The organism is Methylobacterium sp. WL119 (assembly GCF_008039875.1).
GTDB lineage: Bacteria > Pseudomonadota > Alphaproteobacteria > Rhizobiales > Beijerinckiaceae > Methylobacterium.
In genome coordinates this window covers 22,912-43,999 of sequence record NZ_VRUU01000009.1, presented here as the reverse complement: position 1 = coordinate 43,999, position 21,088 = coordinate 22,912, and the positions used below count along the sequence as shown (strand labels likewise).

Below are 21,088 nucleotides of genomic sequence, written 5' to 3'. Positions count from 1 at the left end.
GCACATCGGATGCCGGGATTTCGCGCCGTGCATTGTTGATCGGCGTCGCGACTGCCTCGACGGTTTTCGCCGCTCCTCGTTTCGCCCGCGCGGATACCCCTCGGACAGGGCCGCCCGAAACCCCGCTCGTCGTCGATCCCGCCGCCGCCGCGCGCAAGCTCGGCACCAGCGGCGGGACGATCCGCACCCTGATCGCCAAGGCGCGGGACGTGCGCTACCTCTCGGTCTACGGATACACCCGCCTCGTCGGCTACGATGCGGACCTCGTGTTGAAGCCCGACGTGCTGGCTGCTGTCGCGGTCGAGGGCGGGCGCTTCACCTTCACCCTGCGCAAGGGCCATCGCTGGTCCGACGGCGAGCCCTTCACCACGGAGGATTTCCGCTACTACTGGGAAGACGTCGCCAACGACAGGGATCTGAGCCCCGGCGGCCCGCCCGATTTCCTGCTGGTCGACGGCAAGCCGCCGACCGTCGAGATCGTCGATCCGGTCACCGTGCGCTTCACTTGGGATCGGCCGAACCCGCGCTTCCTGCCGGCCCTCGCCGCGCCGCGCGACCCGCTGATCTACCGCCCGGCGCATTACCTGAAGCCGGTCCATCCGCGATACGTCGGGCGCGAGAAGGCCGAGGCCGCGGCCAAGGCGCAGAAGCTCCGCGGCTGGGCGGCGCTGCACAACCGGATGGACGACAACTACGAGCTGAACAATCCCGACGCCCCGACCCTGCAGGGGTGGCGGCCCCGCACCCGCGCGCCGGCGACGCGCTTCGTGTTCGAGCGCAACCCCTACTACCACCGCATCGACACGGCCGGCACGCAGCTCCCCTATCTCGACCGCATCGTCATGGACGTCGCCTCGAGCGGGCTGCTCGTCGCCAAGACCAATGCCGGCGAGGCCGACTTGATGTTCCGCGGCCTGACGATGGCCGACATCCCGAGCCTCAAGGAGGGCGAGCGCGCGCACGGCTACCGCACCAACCTGTGGCCGCTCGCGCGCGGCTCTGAGATCGCGCTCTACCCGAACCTGACGACCCTCGATCCCGGCTGGCGCGCCCTCAACCGCGACGTGCGCTGGCGCCACGCGCTGTCGCTCGCCATCGATCGCCGCACCCTCAACAACACCCTGCTGTTCGGCCTCGGCACCGAGGGCAACGACACGCTGATCCCCGAGAGCCCGCTCTACGCGCCCGAGATGCGCACGCTGCATGCGGGCTACGAACCGGCGGCGGCCGAAAGACTGCTCGACGCCGCCGGCCTCGACAGGCGCGACCCCTCCGGCATCCGCCTGATGCCGGACGGCCGGCTGCTCGAGCTCGTCGTCGAAAGCGACGGCGAGGTCTCCATGGTGCTCGACGGGCTGCTGCTGATCAGCGAGTTCTGGCGCGAGGTCGGGATCAAGCTCGTGGTCAAGCCGCAGGAACGCACGAACCTGCGCCGTCGCTCGGTGGCCGGGATGACGGTGATGGTGGCGGCGCAGGGGCTCGACCTCGCGGTGCCGACGGCGATCATGCCGCCGACCGAGCTGAGCCCGGCGCAGAGCGACCATTATTCCTGGCCGCGCTGGAGCCTCCACGTCGAGACGCACGGGGCGAGCGGCGAGGCGTGCGACGTCGAGGCCGTCCGCCGCCTGATCGACCTCGACCGCCAGTGGCGCGACACCGACGACGCGGGCAGGCAGGCGGCGATCTGGCGCGAGATGCTAATGAACCACGCCGAGAACACCTGGGTCATCGGCACGGTCGGGGGCGCGCTGCAGCCGGTGGTCGCGGCAAGCCATCTCGCCAACCTGCCGGCCAAGGCGCTGTACGCCTTCGAGCCGACGGCGATGATCGGCGTCCAGCGCCTCGACGAGATGTTCTGGGACCGCCCGGCCGAACGCCAGGCCCAGCTATGACGATCGCCGTGCTGCGCCGCGTCCTCACCATGGCGGTGACGCTGCTGGTGATCTCCGCCCTCGTCTTCGCAATCATCAAGCTGCCGCCGGGCGACTTCCTGACGAACCGGATCATGGAGCTGCGCTCCATGGGCGAGGCGGCGTCCGTCGCCAAGGCCGAGCTGCTGATCCGGCAATACGGCCTCGACCGGCCGGTCTACGAGCAGTACCTGATCTGGATCGGGCTGATGCCCGGCCCGGCGGGCTTCTCCGGGCTGCTGCAGGGCGATTGGGGCTGGTCGTTCGAGTACGATCGCCCCGTTTCCGAGGTGGTGGGCGATGCGCTCTGGCTGACGCTGGTGGTCAACCTCGCGGCCCTGGTCTTCGTCCATCTCGTCGCGATCCCGATCGCGATCTACTCGGCGACGCATCGCCATACCGCGGGCGACGCGGTCGTCACCGTGCTCGGCTATGTCGGCCTCGCCGTGCCCGGGTTCCTGCTGGCGCTGATCCTGCTGTTCTACGCCAACATCTGGTTCGGCCTGTCGATCGGCGGCCTCTACGACGCATCCTTCACCGGCAAGCCCTGGGACTGGCCGAAGGTCCAGTCGCTGCTGGCCCACCTCGCGGTGCCGACGCTCGTGATCGGGCTCGGCGGCACGGCGGCGATGATCCGGCGGATGCGGGCGAACCTGCTCGACGAGCTCGCGAAGCCCTACACCGTGACCGCGCGGGCCAAGGGCCTGCCGCCGCTGCGGGCGCTGCTCAAGTATCCGTTCCGGATGTCGCTGAACCCGTTCGTCGCCGACATCGGCAACCTGCTGCCGCACCTCGTCTCCGGATCGGTGCTCGTCTCCCTGGTGCTGAGCCTGCCGACCGTCGGCCCGCTGCTGCTCGACGCGCTAAAGAGCCAGGACCAGTTCATGGCCGGCTTCATCCTGATGTTCGTCGCGCTGCTGACGCTCGTCGGCATGCTGATCTCGGACCTCGTCCTGGTCTGGCTCGATCCGCGCATCCGCATGGGGGCACGCTGATGGTGCCCGAGACGGCACCCGTGGCACCTCACTTCGTCGACCCGGCGCCGTTCGATCCGGAGGCCGGCGGCGGACGTGATTCCGGCACGGCCTACGCCTCGGCTTGGCGGCTGATCTTCCGGAAGTTCCTCGGCCACCGCATCGCCGTCGCCTCGGCGCTCGTGCTCCTGGCACTCTACGCCGCCGTGCCCTTCGTCGAGTTCCTGGCCCCCTACGAGCAGGCGAGGCGCAACGGCGACTACCTGTTCGCGCCGCCGCAAGCGGTGCACCTGTTCCACAAGGAGCGGTTCGTCGGGCCGTTCGTCTATCCGTACCGGGCCGAGCTCGACATGGAGACCTTCCGCCGCGGCTACGTCACCGACACCGCCACGCCGCAGCCGCTGCGCTTCTTCTGCCGCGGCGACGCCTACACCCATCTCGGGCTCGGCCGGGGCGACCGGCACCTCGTCTGCCCGTCCGAGGGCGGGACGCTCTATCTGCTGGGCACCGACCGGCTCGGCCGCGACCTGCTCTCGCGCATGATCTACGGCGCGCGGGTCTCGCTGGTGATCGGCCTCGTCGGCGTCGCGATCTCGTTCGCGCTCGGGCTCCTGCTCGGCGGCATCGCCGGCTACTTCGGCGGCTTCGTCGACGCGGCGGTGCAGCGGCTGATCGAGGTGGTGCGCTCGCTGCCCGAGCTCCCGCTCTGGCTCGCCCTGTCGGCGGCGCTGCCGCCGAGCTGGAGCCCGCTCTGGGTGTTCTTCGGCATCACCATCATCCTCGGGCTGCTCGATTGGCCGGGCCTCGCGCGCGCCGTGCGCGGCAAGCTGCTGGCGCTGCGCGAGGAGGATTTCGTGCAGGCGGCGGAGCTGATGGGCGCCTCGCCCGCCCGCGTCATCGGCCGGCACCTGATCCCGAACTTCATGAGCCACTTGATCGCCTCGGCGACGCTCTCGATCCCGACGATGATCCTGGGCGAGACCGCCTTGTCGTTCCTCGGCCTCGGCCTTCGGCCGCCGGTGACGAGCTGGGGCGTGCTGCTCAACGACGCCCAGAACCTCTCGGCGGTGCAGCTCTACCCCTGGCTGCTGCTGCCGGTGGTGCCCGTGCTGGTGACGGTGCTGGCGTTCAACTTCCTGGGCGACGGGCTTCGGGACGCCGCCGACCCGTATCATTGAGGCACGCCTCGGCAGGGCTCGCCCCGGGCCGCGCCGTGCCGCATAAGGCGGCGAGATCGCTCCCGAGGACCGCCCCGTGACCGTCACCCAGATCACCCATCACGACCTCGACGGCTACGGCGCCGTGGCGATCGTCGGCAACCACGTCGACGTCGCGCGGATCGTTCACGTGCCCCGCTACTCCGATGTCGGCCCGGTGGTCGAGGAGGAGCTGAAGCGCCTGTCGAAGGCGGAAGCCTCCGAGACGCTGATCATGACCGATCTCGGGCTCGAGCCGGTGGCGGTGAAGTTCCTCAAGAGCTTCGTCGCGATGAACCGCAAGCGGGGCGAGGATGCCCGCCACCGCCTGATCGTCCTCGACCATCACGCCTCGTCGATCGACCAGCTGCGCCAGCACGGGGTCGAGCCGGTGGACGAGGCGGCCTCGCCGAAGCGCTTCGAGCTGGACGACCCGGACGTCGTCGTCCTGATCGACGAGACCTGCTGCGCCACGCGGATGGCGCACGCCAACCGCAGCCTCTACGCGACGCGCGACGGCGAGGATCTCACCGCCCTGGTCGAGGCCGTGGACGCCCTCGACCTGTGGAAGAAGGAGCGCCCGACCTTCGCCAGCGGGCTGATGCTCGACGAGGTGTTCTGGGACAACGTCGGCAACCTCGTGCCGGTCGGCCACCCCTGGCACGACCGCTTCGTCGTGGCGCTGCTCCGCGCGGTCTCGGGGCTGATCGACGAAGGCCTGGCGCCCGCCGAGATCGAGATCCGGGTCGCCGCGCTGCGCCGGCAGGTCCTCGATCGGCTCCTCGATGGGGAGGCCGACGACGACCGCAACCTGACCACGCGGATGCGGATCGCCCGCGTGCTCGCGCGCTCGGACGTGCTGTTCCGCCCCCTCTCGGACGGGACCCTGCTCTCGTTCGGCCTCGATTCGGGCACCTTCCAGCGCGTCTCGGACCTGATCATGGATCGCGGCGGCGCCAAGCGGGTGTGCAACGTCCAGCGCACGGGCTCCCTGTCGTTCCGCTCGAACGACGAGACCGCCCTGGATGCCGCGCGCAAGTTCCGCGGCGGCGGCCACAAGGACGCCGCCGGCGGCAAGCTGCCCGCCGGCTCGGCCTTCTCGCTCGCCGACGCGATCGCCCAGGTCGAGCCGATTCTCAATCCGCCGCCGCCGGATCGCTCGGGCAGCCCCTTCGCCGCGCTTAAGGATTGGAAAGGGTAGTCCGTCTCGAAAAGCCGCAGGATGATCGCATAGATTGTGCAATCGCTCCGTGCTGGCTAAGATATTGCCCGACCGAGATACTGCGTCAGATCTGTGCCTACGCCTGACCGAATTCGTGCTGGGATTTGACCAGCGTCGTCAACCGGAGTCGAAAAGCCCATGTCCGTTCGGCAAGGCTCGCAGCGGCGAGCGCCGAGGAAGCCCGCAATCGTCTCGGAGGCGTCCGCGGACTCGCAGCGCCTCGACAACCAGCTTTGCTTCGCCGTCTACGCCGCGGCGCATGCCTTCGGCCGCGCCTATCGCACGCTGCTGGGCCAGCACGACCTCACCTACCCGCAATACCTCGTGCTTCTCGTCCTGTGGGAGGAGGAAGGGTTGTCGGTGAAGGAGATCGGGACGCGGCTGTTCCTCGATTCCGGGACGCTCACGCCGTTGCTGAAGCGGCTCGAGGCGTCGGGCCGGGTCCGGCGCGCCCGCGATCGTGCGGACGAGCGCCAGGTCAGCATCTTCCTGACCGATTCCGGCCGGGCCCTGCGCAAGCCGCTGGCCTGCATTCCCGATCAGGCCGGCGGCATGACCGGCCTCGACGTCGAGGGGCGCCGCGCCCTGCTCGACCATCTCGTCACCCTCCGCACCGGCCTGCACGACGGCACCGACGCCTGATCGGGCCAGCAATGTCGACTCCTGCGAAACTCGGCGACCGCAAAGAAAAAAAGCCGTCCCCGCGTGAGCGGGAACGGCCCTCGGCCTGACCTGAATGGCCGGGTCGTCGATCGCTCAGGTCTTGGACTTGAGGTAGGCGATGATGTCCTCGACCTTCTTCTCGTCCTTGATGCCCGGGAAGACCATCTTGGTGCCGGGGACCTTCTTCTTCGGGTCGACCAGCCACTCCTTGAGATTCGCCTCGTCCCAGGTGATGCCCGAGTTCTTCAGCGCCGCGGAGAAGGCGTAGCCGTCGCGGCCCTCGCCGGCCTTCTCGCCGACGATGCCCTTGAGGTTCGGGCCGACGCCGTTCTTCTCGAAGTTGTGGCAGGACTTGCAGGGTGCGAACGCCTTCTCGCCGGCGGCCGCATCGCCTTCCGCCTGAGCGGCGATCGGCAAGAGCAGGGCAAGGGCGGCGCCGAGGATGACATGACGCATCGGGATTTCCTCCATTATGACGGCTATGGCCGTCAGGCTTATGGCAGAGCTTGGTCGATTGGAACAGGTCGAAGGTGCAAACGCCGTTCACGCCGATGTGCCGGTGCGACCAAACGTTGCAGTAGCCTCTCAGTCGCCTTCGAGTCGCCCCTTCGCCCGACGGTGCGGACCCGCCGGGAGTGCGATAGACTGATCTCCAAACGGTCCCCGCACCGCCGCGGAACCCGTCTAGGCCCACGCTCCTGAGCGGCGGCTGAAGGGCCTGACGCGGTGACGATCGGATCGACGAATTCCGGAGGTTTCGCCATGTCCATCCGCTTCCCCGAGCCCGATGTCGGCGTCGTCGCCCGCCGCGACGCAATCGTCGCCGGCCTGCGGCCGCTGGTCGGCCCCGAGGCCCTGGTGACCACGGAGGACGAGCGCCGCGCCTTCGAGACCGACGGGCTCACCGCCTACCGCAAGATGCCGCTGGCGGTGGTCCTGCCCTCTACCACCGCCGAGGTCTCCGCGGTGATGGCCTATTGCCACGCCCACGGCGTCCGCGTGGTGCCGCGCGGCGCCGGCACGTCGCTGGCCGGCGGCGCCATCGCGCAGGAGGATGCGATCATCCTCGGCGTGGGGAAGATGACCCAGGTGCTCGCCCTCGATTTCGAGAACCGCATCGCCCGCGTCCAGAGCGGGATCACCAACCTGGCGATCTCGGGCGCGGTCGGCCACGAGGGCTTCTTCTACGCACCCGACCCGTCGAGCCAGCTTGCCTGCACCATCGCCGGCAACATCGCGATGAATTCCGGCGGGGCGCACTGCCTTAAGTACGGCGTCACCACCAACAACTTGATGGGCGTGACGCTGGTGATGAACGACGGCACCGTGGTCGAGATCGGCGGCGACCATCTCGATGCCGGCGGCTACGACCTGCTCGGGCTGATCTGCGGCTCGGAGGGGCAGCTCGGCATCGTCACCGAGGCGACCGTCCGGATCCTGCGCGCCGCCGAGGGCGCGCGCCCGGCGCTCGTCGGCTTCTCGTCGGTCGAGGATGCCGGCGCCTGCACCGCGGCGATCATCGCCGCCGGCATCATCCCGGTTGCGATCGAGTACATGGACCGCGAGGCGATCCTGATCACCGAGGATTTCGCGCAGGCCGGCTACCCGCGCGACGCCGAGGCGATGCTGATCATCGAGGTCGAGGGCTCGGACACCGAGTGCGAGGCGATGCTCGCCCGCATCGCGGCGATCGCGCAGGATTTCCGCCCGACGAGCATCCGGGTCTCGAAGTCGGAGGCCGAATCCGCCGCGATCTGGAAGGGCCGCAAGTCGGCCTTCGGCGCCACGGGGCGCATCTCCGACTACATCTGCATGGACGGCACGATCCCGACCGGGCAGCTCTCCGTGGTGCTGGAGCGCATCGGCGCGATCTGCAAGGCGCAGGGGCTTCGCGTCGCCAACGTGTTCCATGCCGGCGACGGCAACCTGCACCCGCTGATCCTGTTCGACATCAACAAGCCCGGCGAGCTGCAGAAGGCCGAGACCGCGGGCGACGAGATCCTCAAGCTCTGCGTCGAGGTCGGCGGATGCCTGACCGGCGAGCACGGCGTCGGCATCGAGAAGCGCGAGCTGATGCGCTTTCAGTACACGCAGGCCGACCTGGAGCAGCAGATGCGAGTGCGCAACGTCTTCGACCCGCACTGGCTGATGAACCCGGCGAAGGTTTTCCCGCTCGAAGGGCGGGTCGCCGCCTGAGAGCAGGACCCGCCGGACCCGCGTTGACACCCATCGGACTTGCCGACATCCCTCCTGCGATGTTCCGGACCGACGTTTCGACAGCCACCGCCCGCCAGGAACGCCGCCTCGGCCGACGTCCGGATCGCGACCGGACCGTGCCGAGACCGACCCGGTGACGATTGGCATCGAGGACCCGAAGTTCCGCTTCCTCGCCGAGGGCGGCGAGACCGGCCGCGAGATCCTGATGAAGGATTGGTCCGGCTCGGTGCTCGGCCCGCTGGCGGAATGGCCGGTGGGGCTCCGCACCACGCTCGCGACGATGCTCGCCTGCCCGGTGCCGATGTTCCTGGCCTGGGGGCCGGACCTCGTCAGCTTCTTCAACGACGCCTATCGCGAGGTGCTGGGCGATCGCGTCTCCCGTGCGCTCGGCGTGCGGTTTCCGGAGCTGTGGGCGGACCTGTGGCCGGAGATCGGGCCGCTCTGCGCCCGGGCGCTCGCGGGCGAAGGCGTGTCGGTGCGCGACCTGCCGCTGACGATGCACCGTCGCGGGCAGCCCGAGCGGACCTGGTGGACCTTCTCGTACTCGCCGGTCCACGACGACGACGGCGCGGTCGCAGGCATGATCTGCATCACGCGGGAGACCACTGCGCAGATCCTGGCGGAAAAGGACCGCGAGGACAGCCGCAGCCGGCTCGACCTCGCGCTCTCGGCCGGCGACGGCATCGGCACCTGGGACTGGGACGTCGCGGCCGACCGCGTCACCGCGGATGCCCGCTTCGCCCGCCTCTACGGCGTCGATCCCGACCGGGCCGTTGCCGGCGCGCCGATCGCCGAGTTCTTCGGCGGCATCCATCCCGACGACCTGCCCGCCGTGCAGGAGCGGATCGCGGCGGCGATGCGGACGGGCGGCGACTTCGCGGCCGAGTACCGGCTCGTCCAGCCGGACGGCGTGCGCTGGGTCGCGGCGCAAGGGCAGTGCGTGCTCGATGCGGACGGCCGCCCCGTTCAGTTCCCGGGCGTGACCTTCGACATCACCGAGCGTCGCGACGCCGAGGACGCGGTCCGCGCGGCTGCGCGCGAGCTTCGCCTGGTGGCCGACGCGCTCCCGAGCCTGATCGCCTTCATCGATCCGACGCTGACCTACCGCTTCGCGAACGCCGCCTACGAGACGTGGTTCTCGCGCCCGCTTTCCGAAGTGATCGGCCGTACCGTCCGCGACCTCGTGGACGAGGACGGATTCGCGCGGCGTGAGCCGGCCTTCGCCGCGGCGCTCGGCGGGGAGGATGTCCGCTTCGAGATGGAGTGGCCGCATCCCGACGGGCGCGAGCGCGTCGCGGACATCCGCTACATCCCGCGGCGGGATGGCGACGGCGCCGTCGACGGCTTCTACGCCTTCGTGCAGGACATCACCGACCGGACGCGGATCGAGGCCGCGCTGACGCGGGAGGTCGAATCGCGCACCCGCGAGCGCAACCGGCTCTGGGAGACCACGACCGACCTGATGGGCACGGCCGGGCTCGACGGCTACCTCAAGGCGGTCAACCCGGCCTGGACGCGGGTGCTCGGCTGGAGCCGCGAGGAACTCCTCGGCGAGCCGTTCGCGACGATCATCGACACCGCCGACCATGCCGAGACCGCCGAGGTCGTCGCGCAGCTCGCCCGCGGCGAGACCGTCGACGGCTTCGTCGACCACGTCATCCGGAAGGACGGCGAACGCCTCACCATCTCCTGGAACGCGGTGCCGGAAGGCGACCTGTTCTACATCGTCGGCCGCGACATCACCGAGCAGCGTGCGGTCGAGGAGCTGCTGCGCCAGGCGCAGAAGATGGAGGCGGTCGGACAGCTCACCGGCGGCATCGCCCACGACTTCAACAACCTGCTCACCGGCATCGTCGGCTCGCTCGACCTGATGCAGACCCGGATCAAGCAGGGCCGGACCGAGCAGATCGAGAAGTACGCCACCGCGGCTTTGTCCTCGGCCAACCGCGCCGCCGCGTTGACCCATCGCCTGCTGGCCTTCGCCCGCCGCCAGCCGCTGGAGCCGAAGCCCACCGACGCCAACGGCCTGATCGCCGGCATGGAGGACATGCTGCGCCGGACGCTGACGGAGCAGGTCAACCTGGAGATCGTCACCGCCGGCGGCCTGTGGCTCACGCTCTGCGACCCGCACCAGCTCGAGAACGCGCTGCTCAACCTCGCGATCAACGCCCGCGACGCGATGCCGGACGGCGGCCGCCTCGTGATCGAGACCTGCAACACCCACCTCGATCGGGCCTACGCGCGGCTGCATCCGGAGGTGGAACCGGGCCAGTACATCTGCGTCTGCGTGACCGACACCGGCACCGGCATGAGCGCGGACGTGGCCGCCAAGGCCTTCGACCCGTTCTTCACCACGAAGCCGCTGGGCCAGGGCACCGGCCTCGGCCTGTCGATGATTTACGGCTTCGCCAAGCAGTCGGAGGGGCACGCCAAGATCTACTCCGAGCTGGGATCGGGCACGACGATCAAGATCTACCTGCCGCGCTACCGCGGCGAGGCGGCGGCCGAGGGCACCGGTCCCGGGATCGCCACGGCCCTGCGCGCCGAGCGCGGCGAGACGGTGCTCGTCGTCGAGGACGACCCGGTGGTGCGCGACCTCATCGTCGAGGTGCTGGGCGAGCTCGGCTACCACGCCCTCGAGGCCGCCGACGGGCCGGCCGGCCTGCGCATCGCGGAATCGCGCGCGCGGATCGACCTGATGGTCAGCGACGTCGGCCTGCCCGGCCTCAACGGGCGCCAGCTCGCCGACCGCGCCCGGCTGGTGCGGCCCGGGCTGAAGATCCTCTTCATCACCGGCTATGCCGAGAACGCGATCTTCGGCAACGGCGGCCTCGACCCGGGCATGCAGATGATCACCAAGCCGTTCCCGGTCGAGGTGCTGGCCAGCCGCATCCGCGAGATCATCGAGGGATAGGGCGACGCCGCGTCCCGGGCTCGCCTATTCGGCGGCCGAGAGGTTGAGGGCGAGCGACCGGGCGGCCCGCGTGCGGCCGCCGGGGCGATGCTCGGCCCCGGCGGAAAGCCCACGTCGGCCGTCGTTGATCGCCGCGTGGACCCCGTCCACCGCCAGGATCAGGGCGCTGACCGTGCGCGCGTCGATCGAGCGCTCGCGGGCGTAGCGCACCACGTCGGCGACGAGATCGTCCACCTCGATCGCCAGGGCGTCGAGCTCGGCCATCGTCGGCGCGGCGCGGACCTCGCGCATCACGTCGAGCAGGCGGTCGAGCACGATGTCGACCCGCTCGCGCCGCTTGCGGGCGAGGCGCTGGCCGAGCCAGGCGACGGCGGAGCCGATCGTTCCGCCGAAGAAGGCGAGCAGGTAGATGTAGTCCTCGTAGCGGTCGAGGAACGTCTGCTGCTCGCGCTCGAAGTAGTCCACCGCGCCGGGGTGGTTGGGCAGGCGCGCCGAGGTGGCGGCGACCGTGGTGTCGAAGTCGGGCGCCTTCATCAGCCTGACGATCGGCGCGGCCGCCGCGAGGCGCGAGCGCCACTCGAACAGGTGCTGCGTCGCGGAGGCGACGGCGACCCGGCTCACGGTGCCCCGCGCCATCAGGCGATACGAGGCGCCGACGGTCTTGACCTCCTCGGCCGGACGCTTCGGGCGCCCGCCGAAGGTTCCGGCCGGGATCGTGACGGATTGCAGCTCGGGATAGCGCTGCAGGATCGCGTCGCCGTCCGGCACCGAGACGAGGCCGACCTTCTTGTCGGGAAGGCCGATCTCGACGGCGTGGACCATGGCGCCCGCGGCCTTCGAGGTCGGGCTGGCGATGATCGCCACCGCGTCGACCCGCTTCTCGGCGATCGCGGCGGTGACTTCGGACGGCTTCAGCGGAACCAGCACGACCTGCCCCGGCGGGGCTTCCTCGCCGTCCGGGATGTCGGCGGCGGCGGGGACGAAGTCGTAGAAGGTCAGCAGGTTGGTGATGAACGGGATGTCGGCGCTGTGGCGCACGACGATGCCGAGGCGCCGGCGTGCAAGGTCGGGAAAATCATCGATCTCGCCGGCCTCCGAGGCGGCGACGATCAGGGCCTCGTCGTGCAGGATGGCGAGCGTCAGGCCGTTCTCGGGCAGCAGCACGTCCGGCCGCACCACCGCGAGGTCGGCCTTGTTGGCCTGGAGCGCGGCCGCGCTGTCGCGCACGTCGGCGTAGCGCACCACCTTCAGGCGTACATCCTCGCGGGCGCGGGACAGGGCGTTGGCGTAGGCCTCCATCAGCGCGGCCTCGGGGCCGTCCTGCGGCCCGACCGCTACGGTCAGCGTGGTCGGACGGGACAGGTAGACCACCGCCGCCGCGGTGGCGGCGAGCCCGAGAGCGAGCAGCACGAGGAGCCACTCGCGTCTCAACAGGATGGCCGATGCTGCGGGGAGGAGACCATGACCGATCCTGCCGCGTTGCCTGGGTTCCATGGCTGATCCATGAAACCGAAACCTGTCCGGATCGTGAAGAACCCGTGAAACGCGCAACCGTTGCAGACTCCGGTGCGGCCCGCGCTGCAAGGCCCGCGCCGCCCGTCACGGCCGCCTATCTCGAGCGGGCGGCGTTGCACTACCTCGAGCGCTACAGCGCCTCGGTGGAGATGCTGCGCCGGACGCTGCGGCGGCGGGTCGAGAAGCGCGCCCGGGCCCGCGGCGAAGAGGCGAGCGCCTTCTTCGAGATGATCGAGGCGACGGTGGCGCGGGCGGTCTCCGCCGGGCTGGTCGACGACGCGCGCTTCGCGACTGCGCGGCTCGCGACGTTGCGCCGGCGCGGCACCTCTTCCCGCGGCGCTTCGGCCAAGCTGTCGGCCAAGGGCCTGTCGCGCGATGCGGTCGAGACCGCGATGGAGGCCGAGCGCGAGGCCGTGCCCGAGGCGGATTCGGCGGCGATCGAGGAGAAGGCCGCCTTCGCCTACGCCAAGCGGCGGCGGCTCGGGCCGTTCCGCCGCCCGGACATCCGCGCTCTCCACCGCGACCGGGATCTGGCGGCGCTGGCGCGGGCCGGCTTCGGCTACGATCTCGCGCGCCGCACCGTCGACGCCGAGGAGGTGCCCGACGGGGCCTGAGCCTGGAACTCGCCGGAGCCTGCGCCACTTGGCCGGTCATCGACGGTGACGTCGCGCACGGTCGTGCGCGCCACCGCGAACCCTGGAGAGCTTCGATGATCAACCGCAAGGCGCACGCTGTCTGGCAGGGCAATGGCAAGGATGGCAAGGGCACGATCACGACTCAGTCCGGCGTGCTCTCGCAGCAGCCCTACGGCTTCAACACGCGCTTCGAGGACAAGCCCGGGACCAATCCGGAGGAGCTGATCGCGGCGGCGCATTCCGGCTGCTTCACCATGGCGCTGGCGTTCCAGCTGCAGGAAGCCGGGCTGGCCGCGACCGAGATGACCACCGAGGCGGTCGTGACGCTCGAGAAGGACGGTGCCGGCTTCAAGGTGACGAAGTCCGCGCTGACGTTGACCGCGGCGATCCCGGGCATCGACCAGGCCAAGTTCGACGCGCTGGCGCATGCCGCCGAGATCGGCTGCCCGATCTCGAAGGTTCTGGACTGCGAGATCACCCTGAAGGCCACCCTCAAGCAGGGCTGATCGGTCTTCAGAGCCGCGCCCCGCGAAAGGCAGGCGGGGTGCGGCATCGCCGCCCGGGGGCAACGCCGGCCGACGCCTTGTATTCACGCTCCCCGGGTTCATTGTTTGTTCGATGGATGAAACGCTCGCCAAGAAACTGCGCATCCTCGCCGATGCCGCCAAGTACGACGCCTCGTGCTCGTCGTCCGGCGCGCCGAAGCGCAAGGCCGGCAAGGACGAGCTCGGCTCGACTACCGGATCGGGGATCTGCCACGCCTACACTCCGGACGGCCGCTGCATCTCGCTGCTGAAGATTCTGCTGACGAACTACTGCCTGTTCGATTGCGCCTACTGCATCAATCGCCGCTCCTCGAACGTCGAGCGGGCGCGCTTCTCGGTGCAAGATGTCGTGACGCTGACGGTGGAGTTCTACAAGCGCAACTACATCGAAGGGTTGTTCCTCTCCTCCGGCATCATCAAGTCGCCCGACTACACGATGGAGCTGCTGACGCGGGTGGCGAAGTCGCTGCGGCGCGACCACGGGTTCCGCGGCTACATCCACCTCAAGTCGATTCCCGAGGCGAGCCCGTGGCTGATCGAGGAAGCCGGCCTCTACGCCGACCGCCTCTCGATCAACGTCGAGCTGCCGACCGAGGCGAGCCTGCAGAAGCTGGCCCCCGAGAAGGACGGCGCGACGATTCTCGGGGCGATGGCGCAGGTGGCCGAGCGCATCGTCGAGGCCAAGGCCGAGCGCCGGCGCTTCTCGCCGGCCGGGCAGTCGACGCAGGTGATCGTCGGGGCCGACGCGACCACCGACGAGGCGCTGATCCGCAAGAGCGCGCATCTCTACGGCAGCGTCGGGCTCAAGCGGGTGTACTACTCGGCCTTCAGCCCGATCCCGGAAGGCTCCGGCATCCTTCCGCTGAAGGCGCCGCCGCTCCAGCGCGAGCATCGGCTGTACCAGGCCGACTGGCTGATCCGGTACTACGACTTCTCCGCCGACGACGTCGCCGATGCGGCGGACGACGGGATGTTCTCCCTCGACATCGACCCGAAGCTCGCCTGGGCACTGAAGAACCGGCATCGTTTCCCCGTGGACGTGAACACCGGGGACCGCGAGATGCTGCTGCGCGTCCCCGGCCTCGGGGCGCGGGCGGTCGACAAGATCATCCGCGCGCGCCGCCACACGCGCCTGCGGCTCGACGACGTGGCGCGGCTGTCCTCGGCGCTGAAGCGCGCCCGCCCGTTCCTGATCGCGGCCGACTACACGCCGGGCGGGCTCACCGATCGGCTCGATCTGCGCAGCCGTCTGGTGGAGCCGGCGCAGCAGCTGAGCCTGTTCTGATGGATGCGCGCGACCTCGTCCCTCTCCCCTGTGCGGGGGAGGGTAGGCCTCGCGTCAACGAGGGTCGGGAGAGGGGAGCGACCTCTCCGGATAGCGCGCTCCCCTCTCCCGACCCGCTTCGCGGGCCACCCTCCCCCGCAGAGGGGGGAGGGACAGACAGCGCGCATCGCACGATCCACCTGCGCCCCGGTGCCGATCTCGATGGCTTCCGCGCCACCCTGCGCCGGCTGGTCGCCGACGGGGTTCCGCCCGATCGCGTCACGTGGTCGGCGGGCGATGCGCCCGGCTTGTTCGGCACGTCCGCCAGCGACGAGCCCGACGCGCCGCCGGTCGCGCTGCCGAAGCCCGTGGCCGGGCTGATCCCGATGGTGGTGCCCCACCGCGATCCCGAGCGCTACGCGCTGCTCCACACCCTGGTCTGGCGCGTGCTTCGCGGCGAGCGCCACCTGCCGGAGGTGGCGAGCGACCCGCTGGTCCACCGCCTCAACGGGATGCGCAAGGCGATCGGCCGCGACCTGCACAAGATGCACGCGTTCCTGCGCTTTCGCCGTATCGAAACCGATACGGGCGAACGCTTCGTGGCGTGGTTCGAGCCGGACAACCACATCCTTGAGGCCGCGGCTCCGTTCTTCGTCGACCGGTTCCGCGCCATGGACTGGACGATCCTGACGCCGGACGGCTCGGCGCATTGGGACCGCACGGCGCTGACCTTCGGACCGCCGGGCGACAAGGCGCAGCTGCCGGAGGGCGATGGCTTCGAGGCCGGCTGGCGGGACTATTACGAGAGCACGTTCAACCCGGCCCGCACCAACCTCAAGGCGATGCGGGCGGAGATGCCGAAGAAGTACTGGCACAACATGCCGGAGACCGCCGCCATCCCCGGCCTCGTCCGCGCGGCCGCGACCCGAACCACGCAGATGATCGAAAGGGCCCCCCAGATGACGATCAAGCGCGATCCGGCCAAGGCGGTGGCGGCGATGTCCGACCAGGCGCCGAAGACCCTCGAGGCGCTGAACGCGATCATCAAGCGTTCCGAGCCGCTGGTGCCGGGCGCGACGCAGGCCGTGCTCGGCGAGGGCCGCATCGGCTCGACCATCGCCTTCGTCGGCGAGCAGCCGGGCGACCAGGAGGACCGGCAGGGCCGCCCCTTCGTCGGGCCCGCCGGCCAGCTGCTGTCGCGGGCGATGGCGGAAGCGGGTCTCGACCGCGCGGCGAGCTACCTCACGAACGCCGTCAAACACTTCAAGTTCGAGGAGCGGGGCAAGCGCCGCATCCACCAGAAGCCGACCGCGGGCGAGGTCAGCCACTACCGCTGGTGGCTCGATCGCGAGCTGGACTTCGTCGCCCCGAAGCTCGTCGTCGCGCTCGGCGCGACCGCCGTGCTGGCGCTGACGGGCAAGCAGATCCCGATCACCCGCGCCCGCGGCCCGTTCCGGTTCGAGCGCCTCGACGACCGCTTCCAGGGCTTCATCACCGTCCACCCCTCCTACCTGCTGCGCCTGCCGGACGAGGCGAAGGAGGAGGCCTACGCCACCTTCGTCGACGACCTGCGTCGGGTCGCGGAATTGGGGCGCGCGCTGGCGGCCTAGGACGACGCGGCCGGCGCTCACCCCGCCGCCGGCTCCTCCTTGTGCGGCCGGAGTTCCGGCGATGGGTCGATCTCGGCCTCCGTCGGCGCCTCGGCGCGGCTGTCGGCGCGGCTCGCATCGACGAAGAGGCGGGCCTCGCCCTCGGTCAGGCCGAGGCTGCGCAGGGCATAGAAGGTCATGCCGAAGGCGAGTTCGCGCTCGGCCATCAGCACCAGCCCGACCTTCTCCTCCTCCATCCGGCGGCGCTCGGCGTCGCTGTGAGTGCGGATCAGGGTGTCGATCCGCGGGTTCGCCTCCCGGGCGATCTCGACCAGCCGGCGCGCATGGTGCGAATCCGGCGTCGCGATCACCAGGAGGCGGGCCTGCGCGATGTCGGCGGCGGCGAGGATGCCCGGCGCCAGCGCATCGCCGAACACCACCTCCAGGCCCGAGGCGCGCAGGTCGAGCACCCGCCGGCGGTCGCGATCGACCACGACGAAGGGCAGGTCCCAGGCGTCGAGCGCCTTGCCGATCCCGCTGCCGACCCGGCCGTAGCCGACGATGATCGCGTGGCCGCGATGGGGCTTGGCGGGCTCGGCGACGGCGATCGCATCGGCGCCGTGGCGCTCGAATCGGCGCGCGAGGTCGGGCCTGTCGGCGAGGTAGCGCTCCACCCGCGCGGCGAGCACGAAGAACAACGGGTTCAGCGTGATCGACAGCAGCGCCCCGCCGAGGATGAGGTCGCGCCCCTCCTCCGGCAGCAGCTTCAGCGACAGGCCGAGCCCGACGAGGATGAAGGAGAACTCGCCGATCTGCGCCAGGCTCGCGGCGATGGTGAGCGCGGTGCCGACCGGATGCTTGAACGCCAGCACGATCGCCACCGCGGCGATCGACTTGCCGAGCAGGATCACGCCGAGCACCGCCAGCACCGAGAGCGGCTCGCGCACGAGGATGCCGGGGTCGAACAGCATGCCGACCGAGACGAAGAACAGCACCGCGAACGCGTCCTGCAGCGGCAGGGAATCGGCCGCGGCCTGATGGCTCAGGTCGGACTCGGCGAGCACCATGCCGGCGAAGAAGGCGCCGAGGGCGAAGGACACGCCGAACAGCTCCGCCGAGCCGAAGGCGATGCCGAGCGCGAGCGCGAGCACGGCGAGGGTGAACAGCTCGCGCGATCCCGTGCGGGCCGCCTGGTCGAGCAGCCACGGCACCATGCGGCGGCCTGCGACCAGCATCAGGGTGGTGAAGACGCCGACCTTGGCGAGCGTCAGCCCGAGGGTGAGCCAGATGCTGTCGCCGAGATAGCCGGAGAGCGCCTGCGCGAGGGTGTTGCCCGTGGCATGGTCGCCGGTACCGGCGCTCCCGCCGAGCGAGGGCGCCAGCGCCGGCAGCAGCACCAAGGCGAGGACCATCGCGAGATCCTCGACGATGAGCCAGCCGACCGCGATACGGCCCTTGTCGCTGTCGAGCAGGTTGCGCTCCTCCAGCGCCCGCAGCAGCACCACCGTGCTCGCCACCGACAGGGCGAGGCCGAACACCAAGCCGGCGCCGAGGCCCCACCCCCAGGCGAGCGCCAGGCCGCCGCCCATCGCGGTCGCCACCGCGATCTGCACCACGGCGCCGGGCAGCGCGATCGTGCGCACCGCCATGAGGTCCTTGATCGAGAAGTGCAGGCCGACGCCGAACATCAGCAGGATTACGCCGATCTCGGCGAGCTGGCCGGCGAGCTTCTGGTCGCCGACGAAGCCCGGCGTGAACGGCCCGATGGCGATGCCGGCTACGAGGTAGCCGACCAGCGGCGGCAGCCGCAGGCGTTGCGCCAGCATGCCGAACACGAAGGCGATCACGAGGCCCAGGGCGATGATGGCGATCAGCTCGGTCGCATGCGGCACGGGGCGATGGTCTCCTGGCGTCGGCGTCGGGATGGGCGTTCCTGAACGCCGTAGCGGAATCGCGCATCGAATTCCGTACGCGATGGCACCCGGGGGTGTTCCGGCGCACAGGCACGTTCGGGTCGGCAGGATCGGGTTGGCAGGCCGGCACCGAGCCTATACCCGTGATCCTCGGATCGAAGGACGGCGAAGACGATGCGGCTGGTGGTGGTGGGCGCCGACGGGCGCATGGGGCGGATGCTGATCCGCGCGGTGGCGGAAGCCGAGGGCTGCACGCTCTCGGCCGCGATCGAGCGCGAAGGCTCGGACGCGATCGGCCACGATGCCGGGACGCTCGCCGGCCTCCACCCGCTCGGCGTGCCCGTCACCGACGACCCGCTGACGGCGTTCGCGGCCTGCGACGGCGTGCTCGATTTCACCGTCCCGGCGGCGACGGTGCAGTTCGCCGAGCTCGCGGCGCAGGCCCGCATCGTCCACGTGGTCGGCACCACCGGCCTGTCGGAGGACGACCTCGCCAAGCTCCGGGCCGCCGCCTACCACGCCCGCATCGTGCGCTCCGGCAACATGTCGCTCGGGGTCAACCTGCTCGCCGCCCTGGTGCAGCGGGTCGCCGCCGCCCTGGGGCCGGAATTCGACATCGAGATCGCCGAGATGCACCACCGCATGAAGGTGGACGCGCCCTCCGGCACCGCCCTGCTGCTCGGGGAGGCCGCCGCGGCAGGCCGCGGCGTCGACCTCGCCGACGTCCGCGTCTCGACCCGGGACGGCCATACCGGCGCGCGCCGGGCCGGCGACATTGGCTTCGCGACGCTGCGCGGCGGCAGCGTCGTCGGCGATCATTCGGTGATGTTCGCCGGCGCCGGCGAGCGCATCACCCTCTCGCACCACGCCGAAGATCGCAGCCTGTTCGCGGCCGGAGCGGTGAAGGCGGCGCTCTGGGCGCATCCGAAGCCGCCGGGCCTCTACAGCATGACAGACGTGCTCGGCCTGTAAGGCTACGCTCGACCACGGACGGGCGCGGGTGGTCGGCCCGCGCTTGGGGCCTCGGCCCGGCTCTGGTAGGAGCCGCAGCGACCTGCCCGATCGGGCGCCTCCCCAGAAAGACCGGACCCCGATGGACCGCTTGCTCGTCCTCGCTCGCCACGGCCAGAGCGAGTGGAACCTCAAGAACCTCTTCACCGGCTGGCGCAACCCGGACCTCACCGAGCGCGGCGTCGACGAGGCGCACAAGGCCGGGCGCTGGCTGAAGAGCGAGGGCTACGGCTTCGACGTGGCGTTCACCTCGAACCTCGGGCGGGCGCAGCGGACCTGCAAGCTGATGCTCGGCGAGATGGGCCTGTCCGAGATCGAGACGATCCGCTCGGAGGCGTTGAACGAGCGCGATTACGGCGACCTGTCCGGCCTCAACAAGGAAGACGCCAAGGCGCGCTGGGGGGCCGAGCAGGTGCACCAGTGGCGCCGCTCCTACGATATCCCGCCGCCCGGCGGCGAGAGCCTGAAGGACACCGCGGCCCGGGTGCTGCCCTACTATATCGAGACGATCCTGCCCCGCGTGATGGCCGGCGATCGGGTGCTGGTGGCCGCCCACGGCAACTCGCTCCGCGCCCTGGTGATGGTGCTCGACCGGCTCAACACCACGACCATCGCCGGCCTGGAGATCGCCACCGGCGTGCCGCTCGTCTACCGCCTCAAGGCCGACACCACCGTCGCCTCGAAGACGGTGCTGGAACGCGACATCGACGACGCGTGACGCGCAGCGCGTGGCGGTCGAACTCGCGCCGGGCCTGATCCACCATCCCGGCTGGCTCGATGCGGCCGCCCGGCGGCGCCTCTCCGACGAGATCGCGACCGTGCTGGCGGCCGCGCCGCCGTTCACGCCGCGGATGCCGCGCACGGGAAAACCGTTCTCGGTGCGGATGTCGAATGCCGGCCCGCTCGGCTGGGTCTCGGACGTCGCCGGATACCGCTACCAGCCGGATCATCCCGAGACCGGCGACCCCTGGCCGGCGATGCCCGCGACCGCACGCGCCGCCTGGGACGCGCTCGCCGATCATCCCCGCCCGCCCGAGGCCTGCCTGATCAACCTCTACGCGACGGGCGCCCGCATGGGCCTGCACCAGGACCGCGACGAGGACGACCTGACGGCCCCGGTCGTGTCCCTGTCGCTGGGCGCGGCGGCGGTGTTCCGCTACGGCGGCCCGAAGCGCTCCGACCCGACCCGCTCGATCCGCCTGACAGCCGGCGACGCCCTGGTGATCGGCGGCCCCTCCCGCCTCATCCACCACGGCGTCGACCGCATCGTCGCGGGCGGCGACCTGCTGTCGGTGGCGGAAGACCCGGACCCGCCCTTCCTGCCCCCGGGCGGCCGCTGCAACCTGACCCTGCGGCGGGTGACGAGGGCGCCTTGAACGCGAAGGGCCCGGGTTGATGCGCACTCATGGAGACAGGCGCCTGGTTCGAAGTTCGCTCCAAGGCCCGCAGGTCCGGCATCCGGGTAGACGCGTGAACGCGTCCGCTTGACAGGACCCGGCCGCGGGCCGACGCATCGCATC

Annotated in this window: 17 protein-coding genes; 14 read left to right on the top strand and 3 right to left on the bottom strand. The window is 70.5% G+C overall.

Features of this window, described 5'->3' with window-relative positions; translation table 11 throughout:
• Nucleotides 1-35 precede the first annotated feature (35 nt).
• The 5 genes from FV227_RS06375 (at nt 36) to FV227_RS06355 (ending at nt 5,944) form a co-directional block, all read left to right on the top strand.
• Nucleotides 36-1,892 carry an ABC transporter substrate-binding protein gene (locus FV227_RS06375; RefSeq protein WP_246686360.1) on the top strand — a complete coding sequence of 619 codons (1,857 nt, stop codon included), beginning with the start codon at nt 36-38 and terminating at the stop codon, nt 1,890-1,892.
• Nucleotides 1,889-2,905 (top strand): ABC transporter permease, encoded by a 1,017-nt coding sequence (locus tag FV227_RS06370; protein WP_147724992.1) that lies wholly within the window; start codon nt 1,889-1,891, stop codon nt 2,903-2,905. Before FV227_RS06375 ends, FV227_RS06370 begins: the two co-directional genes overlap by 4 nt.
• A gap of 2 nt (nt 2,906-2,907) precedes the next feature.
• Nucleotides 2,908-4,062, top strand: coding sequence for an ABC transporter permease (locus FV227_RS06365; protein ID WP_246686366.1), 1,155 nt, complete (start codon nt 2,908-2,910; stop codon nt 4,060-4,062).
• A gap of 76 nt (nt 4,063-4,138) precedes the next feature.
• On the top strand, nt 4,139-5,281 hold the full coding sequence (locus tag FV227_RS06360; protein WP_147858573.1) for a dimethylmenaquinone methyltransferase: 1,143 nt from the start codon (nt 4,139-4,141) through the stop codon (nt 5,279-5,281).
• Nucleotides 5,282-5,440: 159 nt separating this feature from the next.
• A complete protein-coding gene (locus tag FV227_RS06355) occupies nt 5,441-5,944 on the top strand; it encodes a MarR family transcriptional regulator (protein WP_147858572.1) in 504 nt (167 codons plus the stop codon).
• A 114-nt stretch (nt 5,945-6,058) separates the two neighbouring features.
• Here the strand turns inward: FV227_RS06355 and FV227_RS06350 are convergent, their stop codons facing one another.
• On the bottom strand, nt 6,059-6,421 hold the full coding sequence (locus tag FV227_RS06350) for a c-type cytochrome (protein WP_147725000.1): 363 nt from the start codon (nt 6,419-6,421) through the stop codon (nt 6,059-6,061).
• Between the two features lie 306 nt (nt 6,422-6,727).
• On the opposite strand from FV227_RS06350, the gene FV227_RS06345 reads away from it, so the two are divergent.
• Both FV227_RS06345 and FV227_RS06340 read left to right on the top strand, forming a co-directional pair.
• A complete protein-coding gene (locus FV227_RS06345) occupies nt 6,728-8,161 on the top strand; it encodes an FAD-linked oxidase C-terminal domain-containing protein (RefSeq protein WP_147725003.1) in 1,434 nt (477 codons plus the stop codon).
• A 226-nt stretch (nt 8,162-8,387) separates the two neighbouring features.
• Complete coding sequence (locus FV227_RS06340) at nt 8,388-11,096, top strand: PAS domain-containing sensor histidine kinase (protein WP_147858596.1); 2,709 nt, start codon at nt 8,388-8,390, stop codon at nt 11,094-11,096.
• A 24-nt stretch (nt 11,097-11,120) separates the two neighbouring features.
• On the opposite strand, the gene FV227_RS06335 is transcribed toward FV227_RS06340, so the two are convergent.
• Nucleotides 11,121-12,527, bottom strand: a complete 1,407-nt coding sequence (locus FV227_RS06335) for a TAXI family TRAP transporter solute-binding subunit (RefSeq protein ID WP_147725005.1) — start codon at nt 12,525-12,527, stop codon at nt 11,121-11,123.
• Nucleotides 12,528-12,634: 107 nt separating this feature from the next.
• Here FV227_RS06335 and FV227_RS06330 point away from each other — a divergent pair, with 107 nt between their 5' ends.
• From FV227_RS06330 to FV227_RS06315, 4 genes are all read left to right on the top strand, one after another.
• Complete coding sequence (locus FV227_RS06330) at nt 12,635-13,225, top strand: RecX family transcriptional regulator (RefSeq protein WP_243984810.1); 591 nt, start codon at nt 12,635-12,637, stop codon at nt 13,223-13,225.
• Between the two features lie 95 nt (nt 13,226-13,320).
• Complete coding sequence (locus FV227_RS06325; protein WP_147725009.1) at nt 13,321-13,752, top strand: OsmC family protein; 432 nt, start codon at nt 13,321-13,323, stop codon at nt 13,750-13,752.
• A gap of 112 nt (nt 13,753-13,864) precedes the next feature.
• On the top strand, nt 13,865-15,076 hold the full coding sequence (locus FV227_RS06320; protein WP_147725011.1) for a putative DNA modification/repair radical SAM protein: 1,212 nt from the start codon (nt 13,865-13,867) through the stop codon (nt 15,074-15,076).
• Nucleotides 15,077-15,249: 173 nt separating this feature from the next.
• Nucleotides 15,250-16,665, top strand: coding sequence for a UdgX family uracil-DNA binding protein (locus FV227_RS06315; RefSeq protein WP_246686365.1), 1,416 nt, complete (start codon nt 15,250-15,252; stop codon nt 16,663-16,665).
• A 17-nt stretch (nt 16,666-16,682) separates the two neighbouring features.
• On the opposite strand, the gene ybaL is transcribed toward FV227_RS06315, so the two are convergent.
• Complete coding sequence (gene ybaL / locus FV227_RS06310) at nt 16,683-18,536, bottom strand: YbaL family putative K(+) efflux transporter (protein ID WP_147725015.1); 1,854 nt, start codon at nt 18,534-18,536, stop codon at nt 16,683-16,685.
• Nucleotides 18,537-18,731: 195 nt separating this feature from the next.
• Here ybaL and dapB point away from each other — a divergent pair, with 195 nt between their 5' ends.
• The 3 genes from dapB to FV227_RS06295 all read left to right on the top strand — a co-directional run bounded on the left by dapB (nt 18,732) and on the right by FV227_RS06295 (nt 20,944).
• Nucleotides 18,732-19,529 (top strand): 4-hydroxy-tetrahydrodipicolinate reductase, encoded by a 798-nt coding sequence (gene dapB, locus FV227_RS06305; protein WP_147725017.1) that lies wholly within the window; start codon nt 18,732-18,734, stop codon nt 19,527-19,529.
• A 121-nt stretch (nt 19,530-19,650) separates the two neighbouring features.
• Nucleotides 19,651-20,286 carry a 2,3-bisphosphoglycerate-dependent phosphoglycerate mutase gene (locus tag FV227_RS06300; protein ID WP_147725019.1) on the top strand — a complete coding sequence of 212 codons (636 nt, stop codon included), beginning with the start codon at nt 19,651-19,653 and terminating at the stop codon, nt 20,284-20,286.
• Nucleotides 20,287-20,296: 10 nt separating this feature from the next.
• Entirely contained in the window at nt 20,297-20,944 is a 648-nt protein-coding gene (locus FV227_RS06295) for an alpha-ketoglutarate-dependent dioxygenase AlkB (RefSeq protein ID WP_147725021.1), read from the top strand.
• Nucleotides 20,945-21,088: the final 144 nt, after the last annotated feature.

Coding starts and splice junctions, on each gene's coding strand:
- FV227_RS06300 (WP_147725019.1), top strand. CDS start 19,651: ATGGACCGCTTGCTCGTCCTCGCTCGCCACGGCCAGAGCGAGTGGAAC.
- FV227_RS06325 (WP_147725009.1), top strand. CDS start 13,321: ATGATCAACCGCAAGGCGCACGCTGTCTGGCAGGGCAATGGCAAGGAT.
- FV227_RS06370 (WP_147724992.1), top strand. CDS start 1,889: ATGACGATCGCCGTGCTGCGCCGCGTCCTCACCATGGCGGTGACGCTG.
- FV227_RS06350 (WP_147725000.1), bottom strand. CDS start 6,421: ATGCGTCATGTCATCCTCGGCGCCGCCCTTGCCCTGCTCTTGCCGATC.
- FV227_RS06355 (WP_147858572.1), top strand. CDS start 5,441: ATGTCCGTTCGGCAAGGCTCGCAGCGGCGAGCGCCGAGGAAGCCCGCA.
- dapB (WP_147725017.1), top strand. CDS start 18,732: ATGCGGCTGGTGGTGGTGGGCGCCGACGGGCGCATGGGGCGGATGCTG.
- FV227_RS06340 (WP_147858596.1), top strand. CDS start 8,388: ATGAAGGATTGGTCCGGCTCGGTGCTCGGCCCGCTGGCGGAATGGCCG.
- FV227_RS06345 (WP_147725003.1), top strand. CDS start 6,728: ATGTCCATCCGCTTCCCCGAGCCCGATGTCGGCGTCGTCGCCCGCCGC.
- FV227_RS06320 (WP_147725011.1), top strand. CDS start 13,865: ATGGATGAAACGCTCGCCAAGAAACTGCGCATCCTCGCCGATGCCGCC.